This is a genomic window from Halomonas sp. SS10-MC5 (assembly GCF_015992245.1).
Classification (GTDB): domain Bacteria; phylum Pseudomonadota; class Gammaproteobacteria; order Pseudomonadales; family Halomonadaceae; genus Halomonas; species Halomonas sulfidoxydans.
This window is the reverse complement of sequence record NZ_CP065435.1, coordinates 4,358,769-4,383,633: the sequence shown is the minus strand read 5'-3', so window position 1 is coordinate 4,383,633 and position 24,865 is coordinate 4,358,769. Positions and strand designations below refer to the sequence as shown.

Here is a 24,865-nt window from a genome sequence, read left to right as displayed (position 1 = left end):
CCGATCATGATAGAACCCCTTCCCGCTTCCCCTTCCTCGCGATCCGGGTGGCGCCGGCAGCGCGATCGGCTGGCCACCGTCCTGATCATGGCCGGAGGGATCGGGGTGATCGTGGCCGTGCTGGCCATTGGCGTGTTCCTGCTGATGGAGGTTCTGCCGGCCCTGCTGGGAGGAAGCCTCGACTCGGCACGAATCCGCCTGACCCTCACGCCGATGGCCTGGGGTACGCTGAAGGCGGCCTTCTGGGCGATGGCCTTCGCCATTCCCCTGGCGCTGGGGGCGGCGATCCACTCGGCGATGTTCATGTCGCAGCGGCTGCGCAGCCGCATGAAGCCCACCCTGGAGATGATGGAAGCGCTTCCCGGTGTGGTCATCGGCTTCGTTGCCGGACTGGTGCTGGCGCCTTGGGTGGAGCGCCACCTGGCGGGCTCGCTGGCGCTGCTGCTGATATTGCCGCTGGGCGTGCTGCTGGCCGCGGCGTTGTGGCGACGCTTGCCTTCGGCGGGGCGTCGCCGGCTGCCGCTGGCCTGGGCCGGCGTGTGGCTGGTGCCGTGGCTGGCCCTGCTGGCAGCGCTCGGCCTGACCCTCTCGCCCGGGGTCGAGGCGCTGCTGTTCGGTGGCGACCTGCGCGTCTGGCTGGATGCCGAGCTGGGGCTCGACTACGCCACGCGCAACGCCATGATCGTGGGGCTGGCGATGGGCTTCGCGGTGATGCCGAGCGTCTATGCGCTGGCCGAGGATGCCCTCTCGGGCGTGCCGGGCCGGCTCGGCGAGGGGGCCCATGCGCTGGGCGCGACGCGCTGGCAGACCCTGTGGCGGGTCGTGCTGCCGGCCGCCGCCCCCGGCATCTTTGCCGCGGTGATGATCGGCGCCGGCCGCGCCGTGGGCGAGACCATGATCGTGCTGATGGCCAGCGGCAACACTGCGCTGATCAGCCTCAGCCCCTTCGAGGGCATGCGCACCATGGCGGCGGGCATCGCCGTCGAGCTGCCCGAAGCCGTTCCCGGCAGCGAGGCCTATCGGCTGCTGCTGCTGGCGGCCCTGCTGTTGTTCGGGTTCACCTTCCTGGTCAACACCCTGGCCGAGGTGGTGAGGAGCCGACTGCGGCGTCGCTACCGCTGGCTCGGGGGTTCGCCGTGAGGAGACGCAGGTGAAGCTCGGCAAGCGTCGCCTGCCGCGCCCGGAAGGGCCCTGGGCCTGGCTCGCCGCCGGTAGCGTGGCACTGTCGCTGCTGATGCTGGGCGGGCTGCTGCTGCTCATCGCCGGCCGCGGGCTGGGCCACTTCTGGCCGGCGACGGTGGTGCAGGTCGAGATGGAGGATGGCCGGCTGCTGGCCGGACGCGCGGTGCGCGAGCTGCCGCTGGAGGAGGGCGCAGGGCGTGAGCGGCTCTATTTCACCGCCAACCGCGACCTCGACGGCCAGGCCTGGCACTGGCTGCCGGTGAACGACATCGTCGCGAGCGGGACTCCGCCGGAGCTGATCGTGCTGGAGCGCCGCCGTCACGGCCAGTTCATCGGCCGCCTGGTGGCGGTGGGCACGGTTGAAGCGATACGCGGCGGGACGCCTCAGCAGGCTGCCTGGGCCAGGCTCGAGGCGCGCCTGGCGGCGCTGGATCAGCTGCGCGGCGAGCGCGAGCGGTTGCGCCGCGAGGTGCTCAGGCCGCTGATCCGCCAGCTCGACGCCAACCAGGGTGACAGCGACGCCCGGCGTGCGCTGGCCGAGGCCAACGCCCGGGTGTACGACCTGCAGCAGGCGATGCGTGGCGAGGTGGCGCTGCTCGAGAGCGTCGATGGGCGGCGCCTGGTACAGCCGCTGGATGAGGTGCTGCGTGCCTGGCGGCCCAACGCCATGTCGCTGTCGCAGAAGCTGGCCGCCTGGGCCGGCGGCGTATGGCGTTTCCTGGCCGAGGGGCCGCGTGACGGCAACGCGGCCGGCGGCGTGTGGCCGGCGATCTTTGGTACCGTGCTGATGGTGCTGCTGATGTCGCTGCTGGTGACACCCTTCGGCGTGCTGGCGGCGGTCTATCTCAACGAGGTGGCGCATCAGGGGCGGTGGACCCAACTGGTGCGAATTGCGGTACGCAACCTGGCGGGGGTGCCCTCGATCGTCTACGGCGTGTTCGGCCTGGGAGTGTTCGTCTATGGTATCGGTAGCTCGCTGGACGAGTGGTTCTTCAGCGATGCCCTGCCATCCCCCACCTTCGGCACCGGCGGGCTGTTGTGGGCGTCGCTGACCCTGGCGCTGCTGACGCTGCCGGTGGTGATCGTGGCCACCGAGGAGGGGCTGGCGCGGATCCCCGTCGAGCAGCGCGAGGGCGCGCTGGCGCTGGGGGCCACGCGGCTGGAAACCCTGGCCCGGGTGGTGCTGCCGATGGCGATACCGGCCATGCTCACCGGGGTGATCCTGGCGGTGGCCCGAGCCGCCGGCGAGGTGGCTCCGCTGCTGCTGGTCGGCGTGGCCAAGCTGGCGCCCCAGGTGCCGGTGGACGCCGAGTTCCCGTTCCTCCATCTGGAGCGCAAGTTCATGCACCTGGGCTATCACATCTATGATACCGCCTTTCACAGCAACGACGTGCAGGCTGCCATGCCGCTGGTCTACGCCACGGCGCTGCTGCTGGTGCTGGTGATCCTGGTGCTTAATTTGACTGCCATCTTTCTGCGCCACCATTTTCGCGTGCGCCACGGCGTGCAGCCGCGTTCATGAGGAGAGACACCCAGCGATGACCCTGCCGTCCCGCCCCCTGCCCAGCTCGGGGTCGATCATCGACTTTCCCCCCGAGGCCAGCTGCTTCCGGATCGAGGGCCTGAGCCTGGCCTATGGCGGCAAGGCGGCGCTGCGCGATATCTCGCTGCGGGTCCCCCGGCACCGGGTCACGGCGTTCATCGGCCCGTCGGGCTGCGGCAAGTCGACCCTGCTGCGCGCGCTCAACCGGCTGCACGACCTCAACGAGGAGGTGAGCCACGAGGGCAGGGTCCTGCTCGAAGGCGAGGACATCCACGCCCCCGAGGTGGCGGTGGCTGAGCTGCGTCGCCGCGTCGGCATGGTGTTCCAGGTACCCAACCCCTTTCCCATGTCGATCTACGACAACGTGGCCTTCGGCCTGCGCCTGCAGGGCGGTCTGACGCGCCGACGCATGGACGACATCGTCGAGTGGGCGCTGAATGCCGCGGCGCTGTGGGGCGAGGTCAAGGATCGCCTGCGCGCCTCGGCCTGGTCGCTCTCCGGCGGCCAGCAGCAGCGCCTGGTGATCGCCCGCTCGCTGGCGGTACGCCCCGAGGTGCTGCTGCTCGACGAGCCGGCCTCGGCGCTGGATCCGATCTCGACGCTCAAGATCGAGGAGCTGATTCGCGGCCTGAAGTCGCAGCTGACGCTGATCCTCGTGACCCACAACATGCAGCAGGCGGCGCGGGTCTCCGACTACACCGCCTTCCTGCAGGACGGCGAACTGGTGGAGTACGCCCCCACCGACACCCTGTTCACCAACCCCAGCCTGCGCCGCACCGAGAACTACATCACCGGCCGCATGGCCTGACGAGGCCGGCACGCCAGCCCGAGGAGAGAACCATGGACATCACCAGCGATACCCACAGTCAGCATATCTCGCGCCAGTTCAACCAGGAGCTGGAGGCGCTCAAGACCCACCTGATGACCATGGGCGGACTGGTCGAGCAGCAGGTCCAGGAGGCGATCCAGGCGCTGCTCGACAGCGACAGCCGCCTGGCCGAGAAGGTGCGCGACCGCGACCGCGACGTCAACGCCATGCAGCTCAAGATCGACGACGAGTGCACCCGGGTGCTGGCACGGCGCCAGCCGGCGGCCTCCGACCTGCGCCTGGTGCTGGCGGTGATTCGCGCCACCGCCGACCTGGAGCGGATCGGCGACGAGGCGAGCAAGATCGCGCGCAATGCCCTGACCCTGATCGACGCCGGCAACAACGTGCGCGGGCTGGTCGAGGTGCGCCACATCAGCGAGCACGTGCGGCGCATGCTGCGTGATGCGCTGACCGCCTTCGCCCGCTTCGACACCGAGCTGGCCCTGCAGGTGGTGCACGAGGACGAGTCGGTCGACGACGAGTACGGCAGCGCCATGCGCTCGCTGATGACCTTCATGATGGAGGACAGCCGTGCCATCGGCCCGGTGCTCAACGTGATGTGGATCTTGCGTGCGCTGGAGCGGGTCGGCGATCATGCCGACAACCTCGCCGAGTACGTCATCTACCTGGTCAAGGGGCTCGACATCCGCCACATGGACCCGGCCCAGCTCGACGAGGATGCCCTGACCCGCAAGGAGTGAGGGTCCCCGAGCGAGCTTCCCGAGAGAGGATCCTGATGCTGGACGCCTTCACGGCACTGACCCGCGGGACGCGGCTGGTCTACGGCCGCGGCCTGCGCCGCTACGTCTATGCCCCGATCGCCATCAACCTGATGGTCTATTCGGCCATGCTCTATTACGTGGTCAGCCACTTCGGCGGCTGGCTGGAGGGCTGGATGGCCCTGGTGCCGGCCTGGCTCGGCTGGCTGGAGTGGCTGATCTGGCCGCTGTTCGTGGCCAGCCTGGTACTGATCGTGTTCTTCACCTTCACCCTGGTCACCCACCTGATCGCCGCGCCCTTCTACGGCTTCCTGGCGGCCAAGGTGGAGGTCGAGGCCACCGGCCGTCCACCGCTCGACGACCGCGGCCTGGGGCGCACTGCAGTGGACGCGCTGGGCCGCGAGCTGGTCAAGCTGGGCTACATCCTGCCGCGGGCGCTGGCGCTGTTCGTGCTCAGCTGGGTGCCGGCGCTCAACGTCGCCGCGCCCTTCCTGTGGGCGCTGTTCTCGGCCTGGATGATGGCGATCACCTACCTCGACTACCCCATGGACAACAACAAGGTGAGCTTTTCCGACATGCGTCGCCGGCTCGCCTCGCGCTCCTGGCAGACCCTCACCTTCGGCGGCTGGGTGACGCTGATCACCTGGATCCCGCTGGCCAACCTGTTCCTGCTGCCCGGCGCCGTGGCCGGCGCCGTGCTGATGTGGGACCGCCACTATCGCGGCGAGCGTGACCTCGCCACGACCTGAGTCGTGATGCCCTCGCGCGCTTACCGGTCGGAGACGTGATCGGCTGCGGTTTCGGCCGCCACCAGGCGCACGGCAGGGAAGACGCAGCGGAACAGCGCGCCCTGGCCGGGGCGGGATTCGATCTCGAGATGGGCGTCGTGGCGCAGCAGCACGTGCTTGACGATGGCGAGCCCCAGGCCGGTGCCGCCGCTCTCGCTGCTGCGGCCCTTGTCGACCCGGTAGAAGCGCTCGGTGAGCCGGGGGATGTGCACCGGGTCGATGCCCTCGCCGTCGTCCTCCACCTCGAGGCAGGCGCCCTTGGGGTGCGAGGTCCAGCGCAGCACGACATGGCTGCCCTCGGGGGTGTAGCGCACCGCGTTGGCGGCCAGGTTGGACAGCGCGCTGTGGATCTCGCTGTCGCTGCCGAGCAGGCAGCGCTCCTCCTTCAGCTCCACGCGGATCTGCTGGCGGCCGGCCGCCAGCGCCTCGGCGTCGCGGCGCACCTCCTCGAGCAGCGCGGCCATGGCCAGCGGCAAGTGATCCTCGCCGCCGCGGTCGATCTCCAGGCGCGACAGCAGCAGCAGGTCGTTGACCAGGTTCTGCATGCGGGTGGTCTGCTCCTGCATGCGCGCCAGGCCCTGGGCGAGCCGCGGCGGCAGCTGCTCGGCATAGGTGACGTAGGTCTCGAGGTAGCCGGCCAATACCGTCAATGGCGTGCGCAGCTCATGGGAGACGTTGGCGACGAAATCGCGGCGCATCTCCTCCAGGCGATGCAGTCGGGTGATGTCGCGTGCCATCACCAGGCGCTCGTCATCGCCGTAGAGCGTGATCTGGAACTGCAGCACCATGCGTTCGTCGACCGGCGAGGGGAGCGTCAACGGCTCGCGATAATCGCGGGCGTTGAAGTAGGCGACGAAGCGCGGGTCGCGCACCAGGTTGGTGATGTGCTGGCCGCGATCGTGGGCGGCCTTGAGGCCCAGCATGCGCTCGGCGGCGCTGTTCCACCACTCGAGGTCGCCGTGCGGGTCGAGCATTACCACGCTGTCGCGCATCGCTTCGGAGGACTCCTGGATGCGCTTCAGGGTCGCCTGCAGGCGATGCTGGGTATGCCGCTGGCCCTTCTGGTAGCGGTACAGCCGGTCGAACAGCTCGCCCCACAGTCCGGTGGCCGCGGGCGGTTCGCTGTGGGGGTGGCGGGCGAGCCAGCGGCGCAGGGCATGCAGCTGGCGCAGGTGGTAGATGAGGCGCAGGGCCAGACCCGCGGCGAGCCCGAGCCCGGGGGCGGAGAACAGCCACCCGACCAGGCCGCCGGCGGCAGCGAGCAGGCCGAGGCGCCAGAGTTCATGGCTCCAGGGGCGCACGTCAGCCCTTGTTGGAGAAGCGGTAGCCGGTGCCGCGCACGGTCTGGACCAGATGCTGGTGGGCATCGCCCAGCGCCTTGCGCAGGCGGCGGATGTGCACGTCCACGGTGCGCTCCTCGACGTAGACGTTGCCGCCCCACACCTGGTCGAGCAGCTGGCTGCGGGTATAGGCACGTTCCTGGTGGGTCATGAAGAATTGCAGCAGGCGGTACTCGGTAGGGCCCATCTCCAGCGCGCGGCCGTCGGCGCTGACGCGATGGCTGACCGGGTCGAGCACCAGGCCGTCGACCTCCACCGGCTCCTCGATGCCCCTCGGCGTGGTGCGCCTCAGCACCGCCTTGAGCCGGGCCACCAGCTCGCGCGGCGAGAAGGGCTTGGTGATGTAGTCGTCGGCGCCGGCTTCGAGGCCCTGGATCTTGTTGTCCTCCTCGCTCTTGGCGGTGAGCATGATGATCGGCAGCTCGCGGGTGGCCTCCTCGCGCTTGAGCCGGCGTGCCAGCTCGATGCCGCTGGTGCCGGGCATCATCCAGTCGAGCAGCAGCAGGTCGGGCTGGTTGTCGACGATCATGCTGTGGGCGCTCTGCGCGTTGGCGGCCTCCAGCACGCGGTAGTCGGCCATCTCCAGAGCCACCGCGATCATCTCGCGGATCGGCGCTTCGTCATCGACGATCAGAACGGTCTTGGCGGTCATCCCGAGGCCTCGCGGTCAGTGACGGGTCGGTGACGATCTCACCACGACATCATGACACTTGGATGACAACCCCGCCATAGCGGGGCTAGGCACCGGCCGCGGGCCACAGGCTCAGCGCGATGCCGGCGAACACCAGCAGCCCCGACCAGTGGTTGTTGAGGAAGGCCTGGAAGCAGCGATCGCGCTCGCGCCGGCGGATCAGGAACTGCTGGTGGACGAAGGTGGCCGCCATGCCCGTCAGGCCGAGCCAGAAGAACACGCCGAGCCCCAGGCGCCACCCCACCCAGCCCAGCAGCGCGAGCGTCGCCAGCTGCAGCAGGCCGATGGCGGCGCGATCGGCCTGGCCCAGCAGCACGGCGGTGGACTTGATGCCGATCTTGAGGTCGTCGTCGCGGTCGACCATGGCGTACTCGGTGTCGTAGGCCACCGTCCACGCCACGTTGGCGGCGAACAGTAGCCAGGCCTCCAGTGGCACATGCCCCAGCACGGCGCCGAAGGCCATCGGGATCGCCCACGAGAAGGCGGCGCCGAGGAACGCCTGCGGCAGATGGGTATAGCGCTTCATGAACGGGTAGACGAAGGCCAGCGCTACGCCCACCAGCGACAGCATGACGGTGAACGGGTTGGTGAACAGCACCAGCACGAAGGCTGCGGCGACCAGGCCCGCGAACAGCCCCTTGGCCTCCTGCTCACCGATGCGCCCGGTGGCCAGCGGACGGTTCCGGGTGCGTTTGACGTGCCCGTCGAAGTGGCGGTCGGCGTAGTCGTTGATCACGCAGCCGGCGGCGCGCATCAGGTAGACCCCGGCGACGAAGATCAGCAGCAGGCGGCGTTCGGGCACGCCGGCGGCGGCCACCCACAGCGCCCACAGCGTGGGCCACATCAACAGCCAGGTGCCGATGGGGCGGTCCAGCCGCATCAGATGCAGGAAATCGGGCACGCGGGCCAGCCCCTTGGGGCGCATCAGCGAGCGATCCATCGATGTCTCCTCATTCGATGGCGATCATCCTAGCGTGATGGCAAGACCAATTCATCCGCCATCTCGTCGAGGAAGAACTCCTGCACCAGCACGGCGAAGCGGCCATGGCGGAATACCGAACGCCGCCCCCAGGGGCCGGGCAGGCGGTGGAAGGGCGCCGGAGCGGCAGTGACCTCGATGGGACTGCGCTGCAGGTCGGGCTGGCGGAACAGCCAGCTGCCCAGCGAACGCTCGCCCAGGCGCTCGAGGCGCTGCCCGCGCAGCTGGGCCAGCGGCGCCACCGAGCGCGCCACCACCCAGGGCCGTTCGTCGAGACACAGCGCCACTTCCCGCAGCCAGGCGAGGCGGCCATGGGGCTGGCCCAAGGCCTGGGCTTCGTCGAGGCTTGGCTTGCCCAGGCGTTGGGCGAGCAGGCGCACGCGGAAGGCGCGGCCGGCGCCGGCTTCGATCAGGCGCGCGGTGAGCGAATCCCGCGTGGCCACCCAGGCCCACCACGCCGGGCTCATCGCCGGTCGGCCCGCGGCCAGGGGGCGCCAGGCGGTGGCCAGCGGGGAATTGGCGAGGCGCTCCGTGTGGTTGCGGGTCACCGGCACTCTCCGGGTCGAATCAGGGGCGCATAGTGTACCATGCGGCTGTGACACGATTCCCCGTGCTGGCCGCGCCATAAGGTCACGGCCCAGCCATCGGCGAGGAGCTTCATGACCGCACCCCTCACTATCATCGGCTCCGGCATGGCGGGCATCGGCCTGCTCAAGCAGTTGCGCATGCTGGATGCCGAGCGCCCCGTCACCCTGATCACCGCCGACGCCGGCGACGACTACTCCAAGCCGCTGCTCTCTACCGGTTTCGCCAAACGCCTGCCCCCGCAGCGGCTGGCGGCGCGCTCGGCGCTGGAGGTGGCCGGGCAGCTGGGTGCGGTGGTGCGCACCCATACGCGGGTCGATGCCATCGACCCGGCCGGGCGCTGCCTGCACATCGGCGTGGAGCGCCTGCCCTTCGGCGAGCTGGTGCTGGCCACCGGGGCCGCTCCCGCGGTGCCCTTTGCCATTCCCGAGGCGCTCGCCGGGCGCGTCTTCACCATCAACGATCTCGACGACTATCGCGCCTTCCATGCCGCCCTGGAGGCGCTGGATCGGCCTGCCCGGGTGGCCATCGTCGGCGCCGGCCTGGTGGGCTGCGAATTCGCCAACGACCTGACGGCGGGCGGCCATGCCGTGAGCCTGGTGGCGCCGGAGCCGGCGCCGTTGCCGCGGCTGCTGCCGGAGCCGCTGGGCCGGGCACTGGGCGAGGCGTTCCGCGAAGCGGGCATGATGCTCTACCTCGGACGTGGCCTGGAACGACTGGAAGTGGCGGGAGGCGACGTCGGCCTGGACCTCGACGACGGCCAGCGGCTCGAGGCCGATCTGGTACTGGTGGCCACGGGGCTGCGCCCGCGCAGCGAGCTGGCCCGGGCGGCCGGCCTGGTGGTGAGCGAAGCCGGCATCCGGGTCGACCGTTACCTGGCGACGTCGGCTCCCGGGATCCGTGCGCTGGGCGACGTGGCCTGCGTCGCCGGGATCAACGCCATGTACGTCCAGCCGCTGCAGGCCGGCGCCAAGGCGCTGGCAAAGACGCTTGCCGGCACGCCTACCCGGGTGAGCTACGGCGCCTGGCCGGTGCTGGTCAAGACGCCGCTGCTACCGGTGGTGGCGTTGCCTCCGCTGACGGCTCCGGTGCGCTGGCGAATCGAGGGGAGCGGTTTCGACCTGACCGCCTGTGCCGAAGATCAAGACGAACGTTTGATCGGCTTTGCGTTGACAGGAGCCTGCGTGAAGCGGAAAGTTGAGCTGGCGCGAGCGACGCCGCCGTTGCTAGGCTAGTCACGTCATCGTCTCGGCCGGCTTCGCGGAGCGAGCCGCCGTTGATCGACGCGCTTGGTGCTTCAAAGAGCAGGGGACGAACCCGCACATGGGAACGGGCTCTCCCGGGGAAGTGGCAGGCGGCTCGAACTTGACCATTGATGAATAACAACTCACCGGCACCCTTGCCGGGACATAGCCAATACCAGGAGGGCTGTAGTATGCGTAAGCCAGAACTCGCTGCGGCAATTGCCGAGCGTGCCGAACTTTCCAAGGACAAGGCCAGCCAGGTGCTCAACGTCATTCTCGACGAGATCACCGGTAGCGTGGCCCAGGGGCAGGACGTTTCACTGATCGGGTTTGGTACCTTCACCGTACGCGAGCGCGCCGCCCGCACCGGCAAGAACCCGCAGACCGGTCAGCCGCTGGCCATCCCGGCCAGCAAGACCGTTGCCTTCAAGCCGGGCAAGGGTCTCAAGGACGCCGTCGGCAAGGGCTGATCCGTTCGCCGTATCCACCCGTGACGCGGCCTGTCCGTCAGGCCGCGATGTCCATCCCAACGGCTCGAATCGGACTCGACATGAAGCTGCGACTGGTGCTGTGGCTGCTGGGTTTGATGCTCAAGCGTGCCCTGCGGCGCAAGCCGGGGTTCCGCCAGGCGCTTGCCGAGGCGCACCGCCTCGACTGGGGCATCGCCACCGAGGATCTCTCCGTCGCGCGCTACTTTCGCATGTCGCCGCAGGGCATCCAGAGCGGTACGGGGCTGCCGGTGGACCTCGACCTGGAGCTGCGCTTCGACGACGAGGCCGCTGCCATTCGGGTACTGCGCAAGCCGACCCAGCAGGCCTTCCTCGACGGCATGATGGCCGGCAAGGTACGCCTGGTCGGCGACTCGGCCGATCTCAAGAAGCTGCAGAAGCTGCTCAAGCAGCTTTGACCGCCCTCCCGGCAGGCCTTCACACGGCGTGCGGTGACGTGGACACTCCCCTCACCAGCGGCCCGAGCCCGACTCGCGCCAGGCATCATGAGTTATACGAAAGTCTAGGGTGGGCTAGAATGGCCCCTGGACTTCCTACATGGCGCCCTTGAGCCCCCATGCCGATCTCGCTCACGCTCCCCCTGCGGCGTCTGTGGACGCTCGACAAGTTCGCCTACAGCCTGCGCGTGTTCCTCGCCTTCAGCGGCGCGCTGCTGCTGAGCTGGGTGCTGGCCGACATCGGCCTGGTGATTCCGCTGTTCCTGGGCATCATCGCCAGCGCCCTGTCGGAGACCGACGACAGCTGGCAGGGGCGGCTGCAGGCGCTCGCGGTGACCCTGGTGTGCTTCGCCGCGGCGGCGCTCGTCGTGCGCTGGCTGTTTCCCTGGCCATGGCTGTTCGCGCTGGGGCTGGGGGTGGCGACCTTCGTGCTGGTCATGCTCGGCGCCATCGGGCAGCGCTACGCCACCATCGCCTCCGGCACGCTGATCCTGTCGCTCTACACCATGATCACCATCGAGCACCACGGTGGCGCGCCACAGGCGGGCGACTGGAGCCAGACGCTGCTGATCCTCTCGGGGGCGGCCTGGTATGGCGCGATCTCGGTGGTCTGGTGCGCGCTCTTCTCGCGCCAGCCGGTCAAGCAGAGCATGGCCCAGCTCTATCGCGAGCTGGGCAGGTACCTGATGCTCAAGGCGACGCTGTTCGAGCCGCTGCGCGGCGTCGACATCGAGGCGCGCCGCCTGGCGCTGGCGCGGCAGAACGGCCGCGTGGTGACGGCGCTCAACCAGGCCAAGGAGATGATCTTTCGCCGGCTCGAGGGGCAGCGCGGCGAGGGCAAGCTCAACCGCTACCTGCGCCTCTACTTCATCGCCCAGGAGATCCACGAGCGCGCCAGCTCCACGCACTACCCCTATGCCCGACTGACCGAGGCGTTCTTCCATCACGACGTGCTGTTTCGCTGCCAGCGTCTGCTCGACCAGCAGGGTCAGGCGTGCAAGCGGCTGGGCAAGGCGCTGCTGCTCAACCGCCCCTTCGAGCACGACCAGAGCGAGCAGGCGCTGGCCGACCTGCGCGCCTCGATCGAGCACCTGCGGGCCATGCGCAATCCGGCGTGGCGCGAACTGTTGCCCCCACTGGGCGCCCTGGCCGACAACCTCGCCACCCTCGAGGAGCGACTGGCCACCGGACACAATCCGGATGCCGGCGATGATCCGGCCGATGCGGCGCTGTTCGACCGCTCGCCCGAGAGCGTGAAGGAGGCCTGGGAGCGAGTGCGCCTCAACCTGACGGTGGGCTCGCCCACCTTCCGCCATGCCATTCGTCTGCCCGTCGCCCTGCTGACGGGATACGGCCTGCTGCAGTGGATCCACCCCGCCCAAGGCTTCTGGATCCTGCTGACCACGCTGTTCGTCTGCCGCCCCAACTTCGCCGCTACCCGGCGCTTCCTGACCCAGCGCATTGCCGGCACGCTGCTGGGGCTGGTGGCCGGCTGGGCGTCGATCACGTTGTTCCCTTCCGCCCTGCTGCAGACCGGGATCGCGGTGATCGCCGGGGTAACCTTCTTCGCCACCCGCGAGAGGCATTACGTGATCGCCACTGCCGCCATCACCCTGCTGGTGCTGTGCAGCTTCAACCAGGTCGGCGACGGCTTCGACCTGATCTGGCCGCGACTCTTCGATACCCTGCTCGGCGCGCTGATCGCCGGGGCGGCGGTGTTCTTCATCCTGCCCGACTGGCACGGGCGGCGCCTGCACCGCGAGGCGGCCAATGCGCTCGAGGCCAACCGCCGCTACCTGGAGGAGATCCTGCACCAGTACGCCAGCGGCAAGCGGGATGACCTCGCCTACCGCCTGGCGCGGCGCAACGCGCACAACGCCGATGCGGCGCTGTCGACCCTGCTGGCCAACGTGCTGCAGGAGCCCGAGGCCTATCGCAGGCGTATCGCCGACGACGGCTTCCGCTTCCTGGTGCTGTCACACACCCTGCTGAGCTACCTGTCGGCGCTGGGAGCCCACCGCCAGCGGCTCGGCGAGGAGGCTCGCGACACCCGGCTGCTGCCCGAGGGGCGGTGCATCGCCGACTACCTGAAGACGCTGGCGGATCACTTGGCCCGGCGCGAACCGGCTGCCGGGTTCGAAGCGGCACGGGAGGCGTTGCTGGCGCGGCTCGAAGGCAGGTCGCCGGCCTGGGAGGAGGAGGGCTATCGGCCGATGCAGACGCAGTTGCTGCTGATCGCCCAGCAGCTCGGACCGCTGACCGACGCCGCCGAGCGGCTGATCGCGGCGCGGGACGAGCGCGACGACACCGCCGCCCCGGCGGCCGGCTGAGCCCCGCTACACCTGGCCGTAGCGGCCCGCCTCCTCGCCCAGCCAGCGGCGGATCAGCGGGCGCTCGGCCTCGGGGTGGCGGGCCAGCAGCGCCTCGGCCAGCGGCGCGACGCGCTCGAGCAGATCGGCGTCGCGCTCCAGGTCGGCGATCTTCATCTGGGCAAGGCCGGTCTGGCGGGTGCCGAGCACCTCGCCGGGCCCGCGCAGTTCGAGGTCCTTCTCGGCGATGCGAAAGCCATCGGTGGTCTCGCGCATCACCGCCAGCCGTTCACGGGAGTGGGCCGACAGCGGCCCGTGGTAGAGCAGCACGCAGAAGCTCTCGCTGGAACCGCGGCCGACCCGGCCGCGCAGCTGATGCAGTTGGGAGAGCCCCAGCCGCTCGGGGTTCTCGATGATCATCAGGCTGGCGTTGGGCACGTCGACCCCTACCTCGATCACCGTGGTGGCCACCAGCAGGTCGAGTTCGCCGGCCTTGAAGGCGTCCATCACCGCGGCCTTCTCTGCGGGTTTCATGCGCCCGTGGACCAGGCCGATGGCGAGCTCCGGCAGCGCCTCGGTGAGTTCGTCGCGGGTCGCCTCGGCGGCCTGGCACTGCAGCGCATCGGATTCCTCGATCAGGGTGCAGACCCAGTAGGCCTGGCGCCCCTCGGCGCAGGCGTGGCGTATGCGCGCGACCACCTCGGGGCGGCGTTCGTCGGGCACCACCACCGTCTTCACCGGGGTACGCCCGGGGGGCAGCTCGTCGATGACCGAGACGTCGAGGTCGGCATAGGCACTCATCGCCAGGGTGCGTGGGATCGGTGTGGCGGTCATCACCAGCTGGTGGGGCGTCAGCCCGCCGGCTTCGCCCTTCTCGCGCAGCGCCAGGCGCTGGTGCACGCCGAAGCGGTGCTGCTCGTCGACGATGGCGAGCCCCAGGCGCTGGAAGTGCACATCGCCCTGGAACAGGGCATGGGTACCGACCACCATGCGCGCACGGCCGTCGAGGATGGCGGCCTTGGTGTCGAGCCGCGCCTTGCCCTTGAGCTTGCCGGCCAGCCAGGTCACCTCGATGCCGAGCGGGGCGAACCACGCCCTGAGCGTGCGGTAGTGCTGCTCGGCGAGGATCTCGGTGGGCGCCATCATCGCCGCCTGGCAGTCGCCAGCGATGGCCGAGAGGGCTGCCATGGCGGCCACCACCGTCTTGCCCGACCCCACGTCGCCCTGCACCAGGCGCAGCATCGGCACCTCGCGGGCCAGGTCGGCGCCGATCTCGTCGAGCACGCGGCGCTGGGCGGCGGTCAGCGAGAACGGCAGCTGGGTGAGGAAGCGCGCCTGCAGGCTGCGCCCGCTGGGCAGCGCGGGGGCGCCGTCCTGCTGAATCTTCAGGCGGACCTGCTGCAGGCTCAGGCGGTGGGCCAGCAGCTCCTCCAGCGCCAGGCGGCGGGTGGCCGGGTGCTTGCCGCTGGCCAGGCGCTCGGGGTCGGCGTCGGGAGGCGGCTGATGCAGCACGTGCAGGCAGTGGTGCAGCTCGGGCAGGCCGAAGCGCGAGCGCAGCGCTTCGCCGATCCAGTCGGGCAGCGCCTCGGGCGCCTCGTCGAGGCGGGCCAGCGCCTGCTCGATCAGCGCGCGCAGGCGCGCCTGGTGCAGCCCCTCGGTGGTGGGGTAGATCGGCGTCAGGTGATCCTCCACCGGCGGCGCATCGGCGCTGAGCAGGCGGTACTCGGGATGATAGATCTCGAGCCCGGTGGCGCCGGCGCGGGCCTCGCCGAAGCAGCGCACCCGGGTGCCGGGGCGGAACTGCTGCTGCTGGGCCGGGGAGAAGTGGAAGAAGCGCAGGCTGAGAATGCCCGAGCCGTCGCGCAGCCGCACCAGCAGGCTGCGTCGGCGACCCTTGACCACGTCGCTGGCCGAGACCTCGCCCTCCACCACCGCCTCGTGACCGGCGCGCAGGGTGCCGATCGGCGTGATGCGGGTGCGGTCCTGGTAGCGCAGCGGCAGGTGGAACAGCAGGTCGGCCACGCTCTCCACGCGCAGTCGCGCCAGCTTCACGGCGAGCGCTTCGCCGACGCCCTTGAGCGAGGAGACCGGCGCGTCGAGCGCCTTCGTGTCAGCGCTCATGCCGATTCGGGAAGCGCCTCGTGACACCGCTGGATGGCGTCGGTGACGGCGTCGATCGCCTTGGGGCGCGGGAAGCTGGCGCGCCAGGCGATCGCCACGGTGCGCGCCGGCGCCGGCGACCTGAACGGCCGGCTGGCGAGCAGCCCGCTCTCGTAGTGCCCGGTGCCGATGGCCGATCGCGGCAGCACGGTGATGCCGAGCTTGGAGGCGACCATGTGGCGGATCGTCTCCAGCGAGCCGCCCTCGGCGGTCAGGGTGTTGCTCGGGCTATTGAGCTGGTGGCTGATGGCGGGGCAGGCCTCGAGGATCTGGTCGCGGAAGCAGTGGCCCTCGCCGAGCAGCAGCAGACGCTCCTTGAGCAGGTCCTCCTTGTCGATGTACTCGCGCCGGGCCCAGGCGTGGTCGGCCGGGATCAGCACCTCGAACTCCTCCTCGTAGAGCGGCTTGGTAACCACGTCGGTCTCGGTGAACGGCAGCGCGATGATGATCGCGTCGAGCTCGCCGCTGCGCAGCTTGCGTCGCAGGTTGGCGGTGAATCCCTCCTCGATGTAGAGCGGCATCTGCGGGGCGCTGCGCGTCAGTGCGGGCACCAGGTGGGGGAACAGGTAGGGGCCGATGGTGTAGATGGCGCCGATGCGCAGGGGGCTGGCCAACTGATCCTTGCCGGCGTTGGCCAGCTCCTTGATCACGCTGCTCTGCTCCAGCACGCGCTGGGCCTGCTCGACGATCTTCTCGCCCAACGGGGTGACCTGCACGGTCGACTTGGAGCGCTCGAAGAGCGCCACGCCGAGCTCCTCCTCGAGCTTCTTGACCGCCACCGACAGCGTGGGCTGGGAGACGAAGCAGCGCTCGGCCGCTCTTCCGAAGTGGCGCTCCTGCGCCAAGGTTACGATGTACCGAAGTTCTGTTAGAGTCATGTCTGGTGCCCTTGGGGCATCCTCTCGGACGATAGATGACTTTCAATAGGGACTTTTTATCAGGGGGCGAGAGAAAGGTGAAGAAAACGACACTGATTCTGGGCTGTGGCGACATCGGGATGGTGCTCGGCAGGGAGCTGCTGGAGGCCGGCCACCACGTGATCGGCGCACGCCGCAGCGCCGTGGCGCTGGAAGGTAGCGGCATCGAGCCGCTGCCGCTCGATCTGAGCGACGAAGCGGCCCTGGCCGCGCTGCCCGACGCCGATTACGTAGTCTACATCCTCAGCGCCGATCGCTTCGACGAGGCGGCCTATCGGGCGGCCTACTGCGATGGCCTCAAGGCGGTGCTGCGCACCTACGAGGGGCGCGAGACGCTGCCGCAGCGGCTGTTCTTCGTCTCTTCCACCAGCGTCTATGCGCAGAAGGAGGGGGAGCGGGTCGACGAGGAGAGCCCCGCGGAGGCGGCCGGCTTCTCCGGGACGGTGATGCGCGAGGCCGAGCAGGCGCTGCTCGAGAGCGCCCTGGCCGGGACCACGGTACGCTTCTCCGGCATCTACGGGCCGGGTCGGGATCGCCTGATCCGCCAGGTGCAGGAGGGGCGCATCGCACCGAAATCCCCGCCCATGTACTCCAACCGCATCCACCGCGACGACTGTGCCGGCGTGCTGGCCCACCTGATCGGTCTCGATGCGGCGGGCAAGCCGCTCGACGATCTCTACCTGGCCAGCGACTGTGCGCCGGAGCCGCTCCACGATGTCATGCTTTGGCTTGCCGGCCAGCTCAAGGTCGAACCCACCGAGGTGATTCAGGCGCCGCTGCGCAAGCGCGCGAGCAAGCGCTGCGACAACTCGCGCCTGCGCGAGACGGGCTATGCCTTCCGCTACCCCAGTTATCGCGAGGGCTATGCCCATGTCATGAAGGAGGGTGGCTTCCTGGCCGAGCCGGTCTGATCCGGACCCGACGCGACGGACGAAGGGGGGAGACCGCCTCGCCTGTCCGTTCGGGCTGCTCCTGCCGTCGGCGGATTCCCTCCGCCGACGCTCACAGCGGCAAACGATAGCCCAGGGCCAGCACCTCGATGCCCTCGTTGGGATCCTTGATACCGGCGTTGGAGTAGTGTGCGACGCTCAACGTGAGCTCCCCGGGCCCCAGCGTTCCCCCCAGCGCCAGGCGATCCTGGAACTGGAACGCGGTCGACAGATCGCGTGAGCCGATTCGTGCGTCGAGAAACACCGCGGCACCGATGCCGCCCTCGAGATAGACTTCCCGCTTTCCGGCGAAGGTGTAGCGCAGCATCGGGGTGAGCAGCCAGGCCGCGTTCTCGTCGTTCTCATCCCCATCGAGCAGCAGCAGACCGGTCGCCAGGCGCAGGTCAAGCTGCGGATGCAGGCGCTCGAGGCCGATCAGGGTATCCAGTTCGATGCGGGCGGCGGCGGCCGATTCGCTGGTGATGCCACCCGCCACGTAGAGATCGGCCAGGCCGATCGGACTGATCGCCATGGCCAGGCCGGCACAGAGGCTGGCCGCGAGGAACGGTTTCCGAAACACCGATTGTCTCCCTTTTCTTGTATGCCAATGATTGGCTCACCAAACGATGGTGGGCTTCCTTCCCTGAAGTTCAACCCTGCGATACGGCCAGGCTCCGGTAGCGGGCACCCCGCTCGTCGATAGTCGATTGGATCAGCTCCAACTGATTATAGGACCACGTCAGGGCGATGGGGGGAAAGGGATCCAGGTCAAGGACGGTGGCCCGCCGCAGCAGGGTGACGTGTGGAATGTATCGGGCGGGACGCACGCCGACGCCCAGCGGCTCGAGGGTGCCCCAGAGCCGCCCCTGCAGGCGCTGCAGCGCCGGTGCACCCTCGTCGCCACCGAGCCAGACGATGCCGGGTCGCCGGAAGCTGCCCCAGCGGTTGATGTGCCACTCGCCGGGTGTGATGGACAGGCCCTGTACCCACGCGACCAGCTCGGCCGCCTGCGCCTCCGTGACTTCACCGAGAAAGGTCAGCGTGACATGCAGGCTCGCGTCGGGCATGCGTCGCCCGCCGCAGCGGGCATGGGCGATATCCGCCAACTCGCCGAGCCGCGCTCGCAGCTCGGGCGGTGGGGTCAGGGCGACAAAAAGTCTCATGGTCCTGTTTCGGAAAGAGGTGGGTTTTCCTAGTCGCCGATGACCATTACCGCTTCCGCCTCGAACTGCGCTCCCTTGGGCAGCGCCTTGACGCCCACCGCGGCGCGGGCCGGGTAGGGCTTGGCGAAGAACTCTTCCATGACCTTGTTGACCACCGCGAAGTTGTCCAGGTCCACCAGGTAGAGGTTGAGCTTGACGATCTCGCCCAGCGAGCCGGCGGCCTCCTCGCACACCGCCTTGAGGTTGGTGAAGACCTGGCGGGCCTGGGCCTCGAAGTCGTCGGAGACGAGCTCCATGGTGGCCGGGTCGAGGGGGATCTGGCCGGAAAGATAGACGGTGTTGCCGGCCTTGATGGCCTGGGAGTAGGGGCCGATGGCGGCGGGCGCCTTTTCGGTGTTGATGACGGCCTTGTTGCTCATGTCGCTCTCCTCGTGATGTTCGCGTTGTCGTGAAAGGTCAATGAAAGGCCCGTTCGCCGCGCTCGGCGGCGAACGGGCCGAAACGGGGTCAATTGCCGACGCGGGTGATCTTGCCGACGTGGGACAGGTTGCGGATGCGCTTGATGAGGCGCGCCAGGTGCACGCGATCGCGCACCGCCAGGGTCAGGTGCACGATGGAGAGCCGGGCGTCGCGCTCCTCGATGCCGATGCGCTCGATGTTGGCGTCGGCGTCGGTGACCAGGCTGGCGAGCTCGGCCACCAGCCCGCGGCGGCTCTCGATCTCGATGCGCAGCGCCACCGGGAAGTCCTCGCTGATCTCGTTGGACCACTCCAGGGCGAACAGCTTGTCGGGGTCGCCCTTGAGTTCGTCGAGGTTGCGGCATTCGGTGCGGTGCACCACGATGCCCTTGCCCACCGACAGGTGCCCGACCACCGGGTCGCCGGGCAGCGGGTGGCAGCAGCGGGCGAACTTGATCACCATGCCCTCGGCGCCGCTGATCACGATCGGCCCTTGGGAGACGAGCGTGCGCTCGCCGGCCTCGGTCGCATCGCCGTGCAGCAGGTCGACCAGGCGCCGCGCCACCACGTGGGCCACCCGGGTGCCGAGACCGATCGATTCCAGCAGGCTCTCCTCGTTCTTCAGCGTGAGTTCGTCGAGTAGCTCCGGCAGCACGTGTTCGGGTAGCTCTTCCAGGCTGGTCTCGAAGTCGGCCAGGGCCTTGTTGAGCAGGCGCCGGCCGAGCTGGACCGCTTCGGTCTGCTGCTGGTGCTTGAGCGCGTGACGGATCGCCGAGCGCGCCTTGGCGGTGACCACGAAGTTGAGCCAGGCCAGGTTGGGACGCGCCCCGGGGGCGGTGATGATCTCCAGCGTCTGGCCGCTCTCCAGGCGGGTCGAGAGCGGCGCCAGGTGGCGGTCGATGCGACAGGCGATGCAGCTGTTGCCGATGTCGGTATGCACGGCGTAGGCGAAGTCGATCACCGTGGCGCCCTGGGGCAGCTCCATGATGTCGCCGCGCGGCGTGAACACGTAGATGTCGTCGGGGAACAGGTCGTTCTTGACGTGCTCGATGAACTCCAGCGAGTCGCCGGCGTGGCGCTGCATCTCGAGCAGCCCCTTGACCCACTCCCGCGCCCGGGCGTGGCTGCCCTCGGCGATGGGATGGTCGGTCTGGCCCGCCTTGTAGAGCCAGTGGGCGGCGATGCCGTTGTTGGCCATGGCTTCCATCTCGCGGGTGCGGATCTGCACCTCGATGGGCATGCCGCCGCTGCCGAACAGCGTGGTATGCAGGCTCTGGTAGCCGTTGGCCTTGGGGATGGCGATGTAATCCTTGAAGCGACCCGGCACCGGCTTGTAGAGATTGTGCACCACGCCGAGGATGCGGTAGCAGCTGTCGACGTCCTCGGTGATGATGCGGAAGCCGAACACGTCCATGATCTCGGCGAACGGCTTGCGCTGGTCGCGCATCTTCTTGTAGATCGACAGCAGGTGCTTCTGGCGGCCCACCACGGTGCCGGCCAGGCCCTCGTCGTCGAGGCTCTTCTGCAGGGCGGTCTGGATCTGGCGGATCGCCGAGCGGCGGTGGCCACGGGCGCTGGAGACGGCACGCTTGATCCGCTCGGCGCGCATCGGGTGCAGCGCCTGGAAGGAGAGGTCCTCGAGTTCCACGCGAATGGTATTGATGCCCAGGCGGCTGGCGATGCGGGCATAGATCTCCAGCGTCTCGCGGGCGATGCGGCGCTTCTTCTCCGGGCGCAGGGCACCCAGGGTGCGCATGTTGTGCAGGCGGTCGGCGAGTTTGACGATGATCACGCGGATGTCGCGCGACATCGCCAGCACCATCTTCTGGAAGTTCTCGGCCTGGGCGACGGCCTTGTCCTCGAAGGTGATCTGGGTCAGCTTCGAGACGCCGTCGACCAGCTCCGCCACCGGCTTGCCGAACTGCTCGGCCAGTGCCTCCTTGGACACCCCGGTATCCTCGATCACGTCGTGCAGCATGGCCGACATCAGGCTCTGATGGTCCATGTGCATGTTGGCCAGGATGTTGGCCACGGCGAGGGGGTGGGTCACATAGGGTTCGCCGGAGCGCCGGCGCTGGCCGTCGTGGGCCTGCTCGGCATAGTAGAAGGCGCGCTTGACCTGCTGGATCTCGTCGGGAGGAAGGTAGCCGCCGAGTCTATCGGCCAGGTCGTCGATGGTGAACATTGGCGCGCCTTGAGTGACAGCCTTACTCCTCGAAGGCGATGCCCGGCTCGCCTTCGCGGCGAATCCTGACCGGCGCCTCGATCGGCTCGTCCAGCACGGTGTGGTCGACCAGCCCGGCGGCGATCTCGCGCAGCGCCATCACGGTGGGCTTGTCGTTCTCCCACGGCAGCTGGGCGTCACGGGAACCGCGCGACAGCTGACGAGCGCGCTGGGTGGAGATCATCACCAGCTTGAAGCGGTTTTCGACGTTTTCCAGACAATCTTCGACGGTGACACGCGCCATATGGGGTCTTCCCGAAAGCGTTTGGGGACTCCCGCCGAGCGGCGGCAATCCGGGTGGAACAGGACAGACTAGATTACTCGACGTTCGGCTGCCGTGACAAGCGCCCGCAGCGGGAAGGGCCTGGCCTGGCGGTGTCGGCCGGGGCCATGACGAGCGCCCGCGGCTGACTACGACAATAGCGCCGCCAGCAGTGGGCCATGGCTCTCCTGCACCCGGGCCAGGCTCAGGCGCCGGCCGATCACCAGCGACTGCAGCTCGCGCAGGGCGGTGGTGAAGTCGTCGTTGATCACCAGGTAGTCGTACTCGTCGTAGTGCGACATCTCGCTGACGGCGTCGCGCATGCGCCGGGCGATGGTGGCGTGCTCGTCGGTGCCGCGGCTGGCCAGGCGCCGCTCGAGCTCGTCCCGCGACGGCGGCAGGATGAAGATCGACACCGCCTCGGGCAGCTGTTCGCGGACCTGGCGCGCGCCTTGCCAGTCGATCTCGAGGATCACGTCCTGGCCGGCCTCGAGCAGCGCTTCCACCGCTGGCCGCGAGGTGCCGTAGAAGTTGTCGAATACCCGGGCGTACTCGAAGAACTCGCCGCGCGCGATCATCGCCTGGAATTCGTCGACCTCCACGAAGTGGTAGTTGACGCCGTCCACCTCGCCGCGACGACGGGGGCGGGTGGTATGCGACACCGAGACCTGGATGCCGTCGAGGCTCTCGATCAGTTCGCGCACCAGGGTGGTCTTGCCGGCGCCGGAGGGCGCGGAAACGATGAAAAGCGTACCTTGGGACATATCGGGCTCCGGATCGCAAATGCCCCCGTTCGCACGAGGCAAAGGGGGGCGAGCGCCATGGCTGCGCATTCGAGCGGGACAGTATACCCGCCCGGCCGAGGGCGCGTCATGGGGCGAGGTGCAAACCGTGCCGGCGTCTCATGCCGTCGACAGCCGGGCGTCGAGCTGCTCGGCGAACAGCTCCAGGGCGTGCTGGGCGGCCACCGAGTTGCCGCTGTCGTCGAGCGCCGGCGCCCAGGCGCAGACCGTCATGCGGCCCGGCACGACCGCGACGATGCCGCCGCCGACACCGCTCTTGGCCGGCAGCCCGACGCGGTAGGCGAAGTCGCCGGCGGCGTCGTACATGCCACAGGTGGTCATGATCGCGTTGACCCGCCGTGCCAGCCCCGGCGAGACGAAGCGTTGACCGATGGCGCGGGCCTCGCCTTCGGCCGCCAGAAAGTTCAGGGCGACGGCCAGGTCCACGCAGCTCATGGCCAGCGCGCAGCTGGAGAAATAGCAGCGCAGCACCGCGTCGACGTCGTTGTCGAGGTTGCCGAACGCCTTCATCAGGTAGGCCATGGCGGCGTTGCGCGAACGGTGCTGCCACTCCGACTCCAGCACCTCGTCATCGATCAGGATCGAAGCGTTGCCCGCCAGCCGCCGGGCGACGTCCTGCAGATGCTTGTCCGGTGTGGCGAAGGCGCTGACCAGGCGATCCGTCACCGCAATGGCGCCGGCGTTGATGAACGGGTTGCGCGGCTTGCCCCGCTCCGCCTCGAGCTGGGCCAGGGAGTTGAACGGCATGCCCGACGGGTTGAGCCCGACCCGCTGCCACAGCGCCTCGCCGTGGGTGCGCAGGGCGAGGGTGAGCAGCAGCACCTTGGCGATGCTCTGGATCGAGAACGGCTCGCGGGCATCCCCCGCAGCGTAGGTTTCGCCGCTGGTCGTGCAGACGGCGATACCGAACCGGTTGGGGTTGCGCTGCGCCAACGCCGGTATGTAATCGGCGACGCGACCCTCGTCAAGGCGCTGGCGGGCGCTAGCGGCGATCTCCTCTAGCCACTGCTGTATAGTCGCTTTACTCAATGGGTGCCCTCCAGCGAACCGGCCCGGCGACGACAGGCGCGACCGGGCCGATAGCGGGAGCGGGTCGCTGAGCCTCAGTTGGTGGCGAGAGAGGCCGCCCGCTCCTGTTCGAGACGCTGACGATCCTCGGGTTCGATGTCCCAGGCCGCCGGATCGATATTGAGATCGCTGAACCGTGCGGCATCGAAGACCGGGTGGGGAATGCCGGCACGCAGTTGCTCGTCGTAGTCGCGCATGATGCGCAGTCCCGGCTTGAACAGCATGATCAGGCCCACCAGGTTAGCCACGGCGAGCAGGCCCATGGTCACGTCGGCGAAGGCGAACACCGTGCCCAGGTCGGTGAGCGCGCCCCAGGTGCACAGGCCGATGATCGCGACACGGAACGCATTGAACAGCGTGACGTTACCCTCGCTGAAGAAGTTGAGGCTGTTCTCGCCCAAATAGTAGTTGTAGAGAATGGTGCTGAAGCCGAACAGCAGCAGCGCCACGCTGACGAAGCTTCGCCCCCATTCGCCCACATGGTCGGCCAGGGCCGTCTGGGTCAGCGCCACGCCGCCGATATCGACGCCGGCGGCGGGATCGTAGGCGCCGCTGAGCAGGATGATCAAGGCCGTGGCCGAGCAGATGATCAGGGTGTCGATGAACACCGAGAAGGCCTGCACGATGCCCTGGTTGGCCGGGTGCGGGACGTAGGCCACGGCGGCGACGTTGGGGGCGCTGCCGAGTCCCGCCTCGTTGGAGAACAGGCCACGCTTGACCCCCATCATGATGGCCGCGCCGATGCCGCCACCGACGGCTTGCTCGAGGCCGAAGGCGCTGTTGACGATCAGCAGGATGGCCTCGGGTATCCGGGCAAAATTGAGGCCCAGAACGACGAGGGCGATCAGGATGTAGCCGAGCGCCATGACGGGAACCAGCACTTCCGTCACCCGGGCGATGCGCTTGATCCCGCCGAAGACGATGAGTCCCACGACCAGGGCCATGCCGATGCCGGAGTAGACGACCGGTACACCGAAGGCATCGTTGAAGGAGGTAGCCACCGCATAGGACTGCAGGGCGGTAAAGCCGAAGCCGAAGGTAACCAGCAGCAGCACCGAGTAGAGCGCCGCCAACCAGTGCCAGCGCTGGCCGAGGCCGTGAACGATGTAGTAGGCCGGACCGCCGCGATAGGTGCCGTCGGGCTGGGCGGTCTTGTAGGCCTGTGCCAGGGTGCACTCCAGGTAGCTGGTGGCCATGCCCATCAGGCCAACCACCCACATCCAGAAGATCGCACCGGGGCCGCCCAGGGTGATGGCGACCGCGACACCGGCGATGTTGCCGCCACCGACACGCCCCGCTACCGAGAGCAGCAGGGCCTGGAAGGAACTCAGGTGACCGTGCTTGTCGCGCTTGAAGGCATGGCCGGCGCCGAGAATGCGGAACATGCGGCCGAAATGGCGAAACTGCACGAAGCGTGAAGCGAGCGTGAAGCCGATGCCGACGGCGAGGAGCAGGGTGATGAGTACCTTGCCCCAAAGGAGGTCGTTGATCAGATCAAGCATGACGCGCTCCCCCGGTTGGTGGCGAGCGGGGCAATAAGCGATGCCGGCCGTTCGAGGGCCGCGTGAGTCGTTGTTCTTGGCATGGGAGAACCTCTTGCTTGCGTTTGTCGACATGGCCCGCCGGGGGCAGGCGGGGCTATTCAACGCAAGACCCATGCCAGCTTTGCGGTTTGCTTAACTGGCTG

Annotated in this window: 24 protein-coding genes; 10 read left to right on the top strand and 14 right to left on the bottom strand. The window is 68.7% G+C overall.

Translation table 11 applies throughout. From position 1 onward, the window contains the following. Window positions 1-6: 6 nt before the first annotated feature. The 5 genes from I4484_RS20520 (at window position 7) to cysZ (ending at window position 5,061) form a co-directional block, all read left to right on the top strand. The gene (locus I4484_RS20520; protein WP_197448993.1) at window positions 7-1,140 is read left to right on the top strand and encodes an ABC transporter permease subunit; all 1,134 of its coding nucleotides are present in this window, start codon (window positions 7-9) and stop codon (window positions 1,138-1,140) included. A gap of 94 nt (window positions 1,141-1,234) precedes the next feature. After that, entirely contained in the window at window positions 1,235-2,704 is a 1,470-nt protein-coding gene (gene pstA / locus I4484_RS20515) for a phosphate ABC transporter permease PstA (RefSeq protein WP_234283695.1), read from the top strand. A gap of 16 nt (window positions 2,705-2,720) precedes the next feature. Then, window positions 2,721-3,533 (top strand): phosphate ABC transporter ATP-binding protein PstB, encoded by an 813-nt coding sequence (gene pstB / locus I4484_RS20510; RefSeq protein ID WP_234283678.1) that lies wholly within the window; start codon window positions 2,721-2,723, stop codon window positions 3,531-3,533. Between the two features lie 32 nt (window positions 3,534-3,565). Continuing rightward, window positions 3,566-4,294, top strand: coding sequence for a phosphate signaling complex protein PhoU (phoU, locus tag I4484_RS20505; protein WP_197448991.1), 729 nt, complete (start codon window positions 3,566-3,568; stop codon window positions 4,292-4,294). A 35-nt stretch (window positions 4,295-4,329) separates the two neighbouring features. Beyond that, entirely contained in the window at window positions 4,330-5,061 is a 732-nt protein-coding gene (cysZ, locus tag I4484_RS20500; RefSeq protein ID WP_197448990.1) for a sulfate transporter CysZ, read from the top strand. 20 nt (window positions 5,062-5,081) lie between these two features. Here cysZ and phoR read toward each other — a convergent pair whose 3' ends face one another. From phoR to I4484_RS20480, 4 genes are all read right to left on the bottom strand, one after another. Then, window positions 5,082-6,401 carry a phosphate regulon sensor histidine kinase PhoR gene (phoR, locus tag I4484_RS20495; RefSeq protein ID WP_197448989.1) on the bottom strand — a complete coding sequence of 440 codons (1,320 nt, stop codon included), beginning with the start codon at window positions 6,399-6,401 and terminating at the stop codon, window positions 5,082-5,084. Between the two features lies 1 nt (window position 6,402). Continuing rightward, window positions 6,403-7,092, bottom strand: coding sequence for a phosphate regulon transcriptional regulator PhoB (gene phoB, locus I4484_RS20490; RefSeq protein ID WP_197448988.1), 690 nt, complete (start codon window positions 7,090-7,092; stop codon window positions 6,403-6,405). Between the two features lie 85 nt (window positions 7,093-7,177). Next, entirely contained in the window at window positions 7,178-8,071 is an 894-nt protein-coding gene (gene ubiA, locus I4484_RS20485; RefSeq protein ID WP_197448987.1) for a 4-hydroxybenzoate octaprenyltransferase, read from the bottom strand. A 29-nt stretch (window positions 8,072-8,100) separates the two neighbouring features. Beyond that, complete coding sequence (locus I4484_RS20480) at window positions 8,101-8,658, bottom strand: chorismate lyase (RefSeq protein WP_234283679.1); 558 nt, start codon at window positions 8,656-8,658, stop codon at window positions 8,101-8,103. Between the two features lie 111 nt (window positions 8,659-8,769). On the opposite strand from I4484_RS20480, the gene I4484_RS20475 reads away from it, so the two are divergent. The 4 genes from I4484_RS20475 to yccS all read left to right on the top strand — a co-directional run bounded on the left by I4484_RS20475 (window position 8,770) and on the right by yccS (window position 13,215). Next, on the top strand, window positions 8,770-9,930 hold the full coding sequence (locus I4484_RS20475) for an FAD-dependent oxidoreductase (RefSeq protein ID WP_197448986.1): 1,161 nt from the start codon (window positions 8,770-8,772) through the stop codon (window positions 9,928-9,930). 140 nt (window positions 9,931-10,070) lie between these two features. Then, complete coding sequence (locus I4484_RS20470; RefSeq protein WP_197448985.1) at window positions 10,071-10,409, top strand: HU family DNA-binding protein; 339 nt, start codon at window positions 10,071-10,073, stop codon at window positions 10,407-10,409. Between the two features lie 80 nt (window positions 10,410-10,489). Further along, window positions 10,490-10,846, top strand: a complete 357-nt coding sequence (locus I4484_RS20465; protein ID WP_197448984.1) for a hypothetical protein — start codon at window positions 10,490-10,492, stop codon at window positions 10,844-10,846. A gap of 158 nt (window positions 10,847-11,004) precedes the next feature. Continuing rightward, window positions 11,005-13,215 (top strand): YccS family putative transporter, encoded by a 2,211-nt coding sequence (gene yccS, locus I4484_RS20460; RefSeq protein ID WP_197448983.1) that lies wholly within the window; start codon window positions 11,005-11,007, stop codon window positions 13,213-13,215. A gap of 6 nt (window positions 13,216-13,221) precedes the next feature. Here yccS and recG read toward each other — a convergent pair whose 3' ends face one another. Together recG and I4484_RS20450 are read right to left on the bottom strand one after the other, a co-directional pair. Continuing rightward, on the bottom strand, window positions 13,222-15,315 hold the full coding sequence (recG, locus tag I4484_RS20455) for an ATP-dependent DNA helicase RecG (protein WP_197448982.1): 2,094 nt from the start codon (window positions 15,313-15,315) through the stop codon (window positions 13,222-13,224). Further along, a complete protein-coding gene (locus I4484_RS20450; RefSeq protein ID WP_197448981.1) occupies window positions 15,312-16,232 on the bottom strand; it encodes a hydrogen peroxide-inducible genes activator in 921 nt (306 codons plus the stop codon). The genes recG and I4484_RS20450 overlap by 4 nt, the downstream gene beginning before the upstream one ends. 77 nt (window positions 16,233-16,309) lie before the next feature. Between I4484_RS20450 and I4484_RS20445 the strand changes: the two genes are divergently transcribed. Then, the gene (locus I4484_RS20445; protein ID WP_197448980.1) at window positions 16,310-17,182 is read left to right on the top strand and encodes an NAD(P)H-binding protein; all 873 of its coding nucleotides are present in this window, start codon (window positions 16,310-16,312) and stop codon (window positions 17,180-17,182) included. Between the two features lie 91 nt (window positions 17,183-17,273). On the opposite strand, the gene I4484_RS20440 is transcribed toward I4484_RS20445, so the two are convergent. From I4484_RS20440 to I4484_RS20405, 8 genes are all read right to left on the bottom strand, one after another. Beyond that, on the bottom strand, window positions 17,274-17,780 hold the full coding sequence (locus I4484_RS20440) for an acyloxyacyl hydrolase (RefSeq protein ID WP_197448979.1): 507 nt from the start codon (window positions 17,778-17,780) through the stop codon (window positions 17,274-17,276). A gap of 70 nt (window positions 17,781-17,850) precedes the next feature. Beyond that, window positions 17,851-18,363, bottom strand: a complete 513-nt coding sequence (gene thpR / locus I4484_RS20435) for an RNA 2',3'-cyclic phosphodiesterase (RefSeq protein WP_197448978.1) — start codon at window positions 18,361-18,363, stop codon at window positions 17,851-17,853. A 29-nt stretch (window positions 18,364-18,392) separates the two neighbouring features. Then, on the bottom strand, window positions 18,393-18,782 hold the full coding sequence (locus I4484_RS20430) for a RidA family protein (protein ID WP_197448977.1): 390 nt from the start codon (window positions 18,780-18,782) through the stop codon (window positions 18,393-18,395). An 88-nt stretch (window positions 18,783-18,870) separates the two neighbouring features. Continuing rightward, on the bottom strand, window positions 18,871-21,006 hold the full coding sequence (locus I4484_RS20425; protein WP_197448976.1) for a bifunctional (p)ppGpp synthetase/guanosine-3',5'-bis(diphosphate) 3'-pyrophosphohydrolase: 2,136 nt from the start codon (window positions 21,004-21,006) through the stop codon (window positions 18,871-18,873). A gap of 22 nt (window positions 21,007-21,028) precedes the next feature. Further along, window positions 21,029-21,289 (bottom strand): DNA-directed RNA polymerase subunit omega, encoded by a 261-nt coding sequence (gene rpoZ, locus I4484_RS20420; protein ID WP_197448975.1) that lies wholly within the window; start codon window positions 21,287-21,289, stop codon window positions 21,029-21,031. A 167-nt stretch (window positions 21,290-21,456) separates the two neighbouring features. After that, entirely contained in the window at window positions 21,457-22,071 is a 615-nt protein-coding gene (gmk, locus tag I4484_RS20415) for a guanylate kinase (RefSeq protein ID WP_197448974.1), read from the bottom strand. 138 nt (window positions 22,072-22,209) lie between these two features. Beyond that, window positions 22,210-23,139 (bottom strand): glutaminase B, encoded by a 930-nt coding sequence (gene glsB, locus I4484_RS20410; protein WP_267956619.1) that lies wholly within the window; start codon window positions 23,137-23,139, stop codon window positions 22,210-22,212. Window positions 23,140-23,213: 74 nt separating this feature from the next. Then, on the bottom strand, window positions 23,214-24,680 hold the full coding sequence (locus tag I4484_RS20405) for a sodium:alanine symporter family protein (protein WP_197448973.1): 1,467 nt from the start codon (window positions 24,678-24,680) through the stop codon (window positions 23,214-23,216). Window positions 24,681-24,865: the final 185 nt, after the last annotated feature.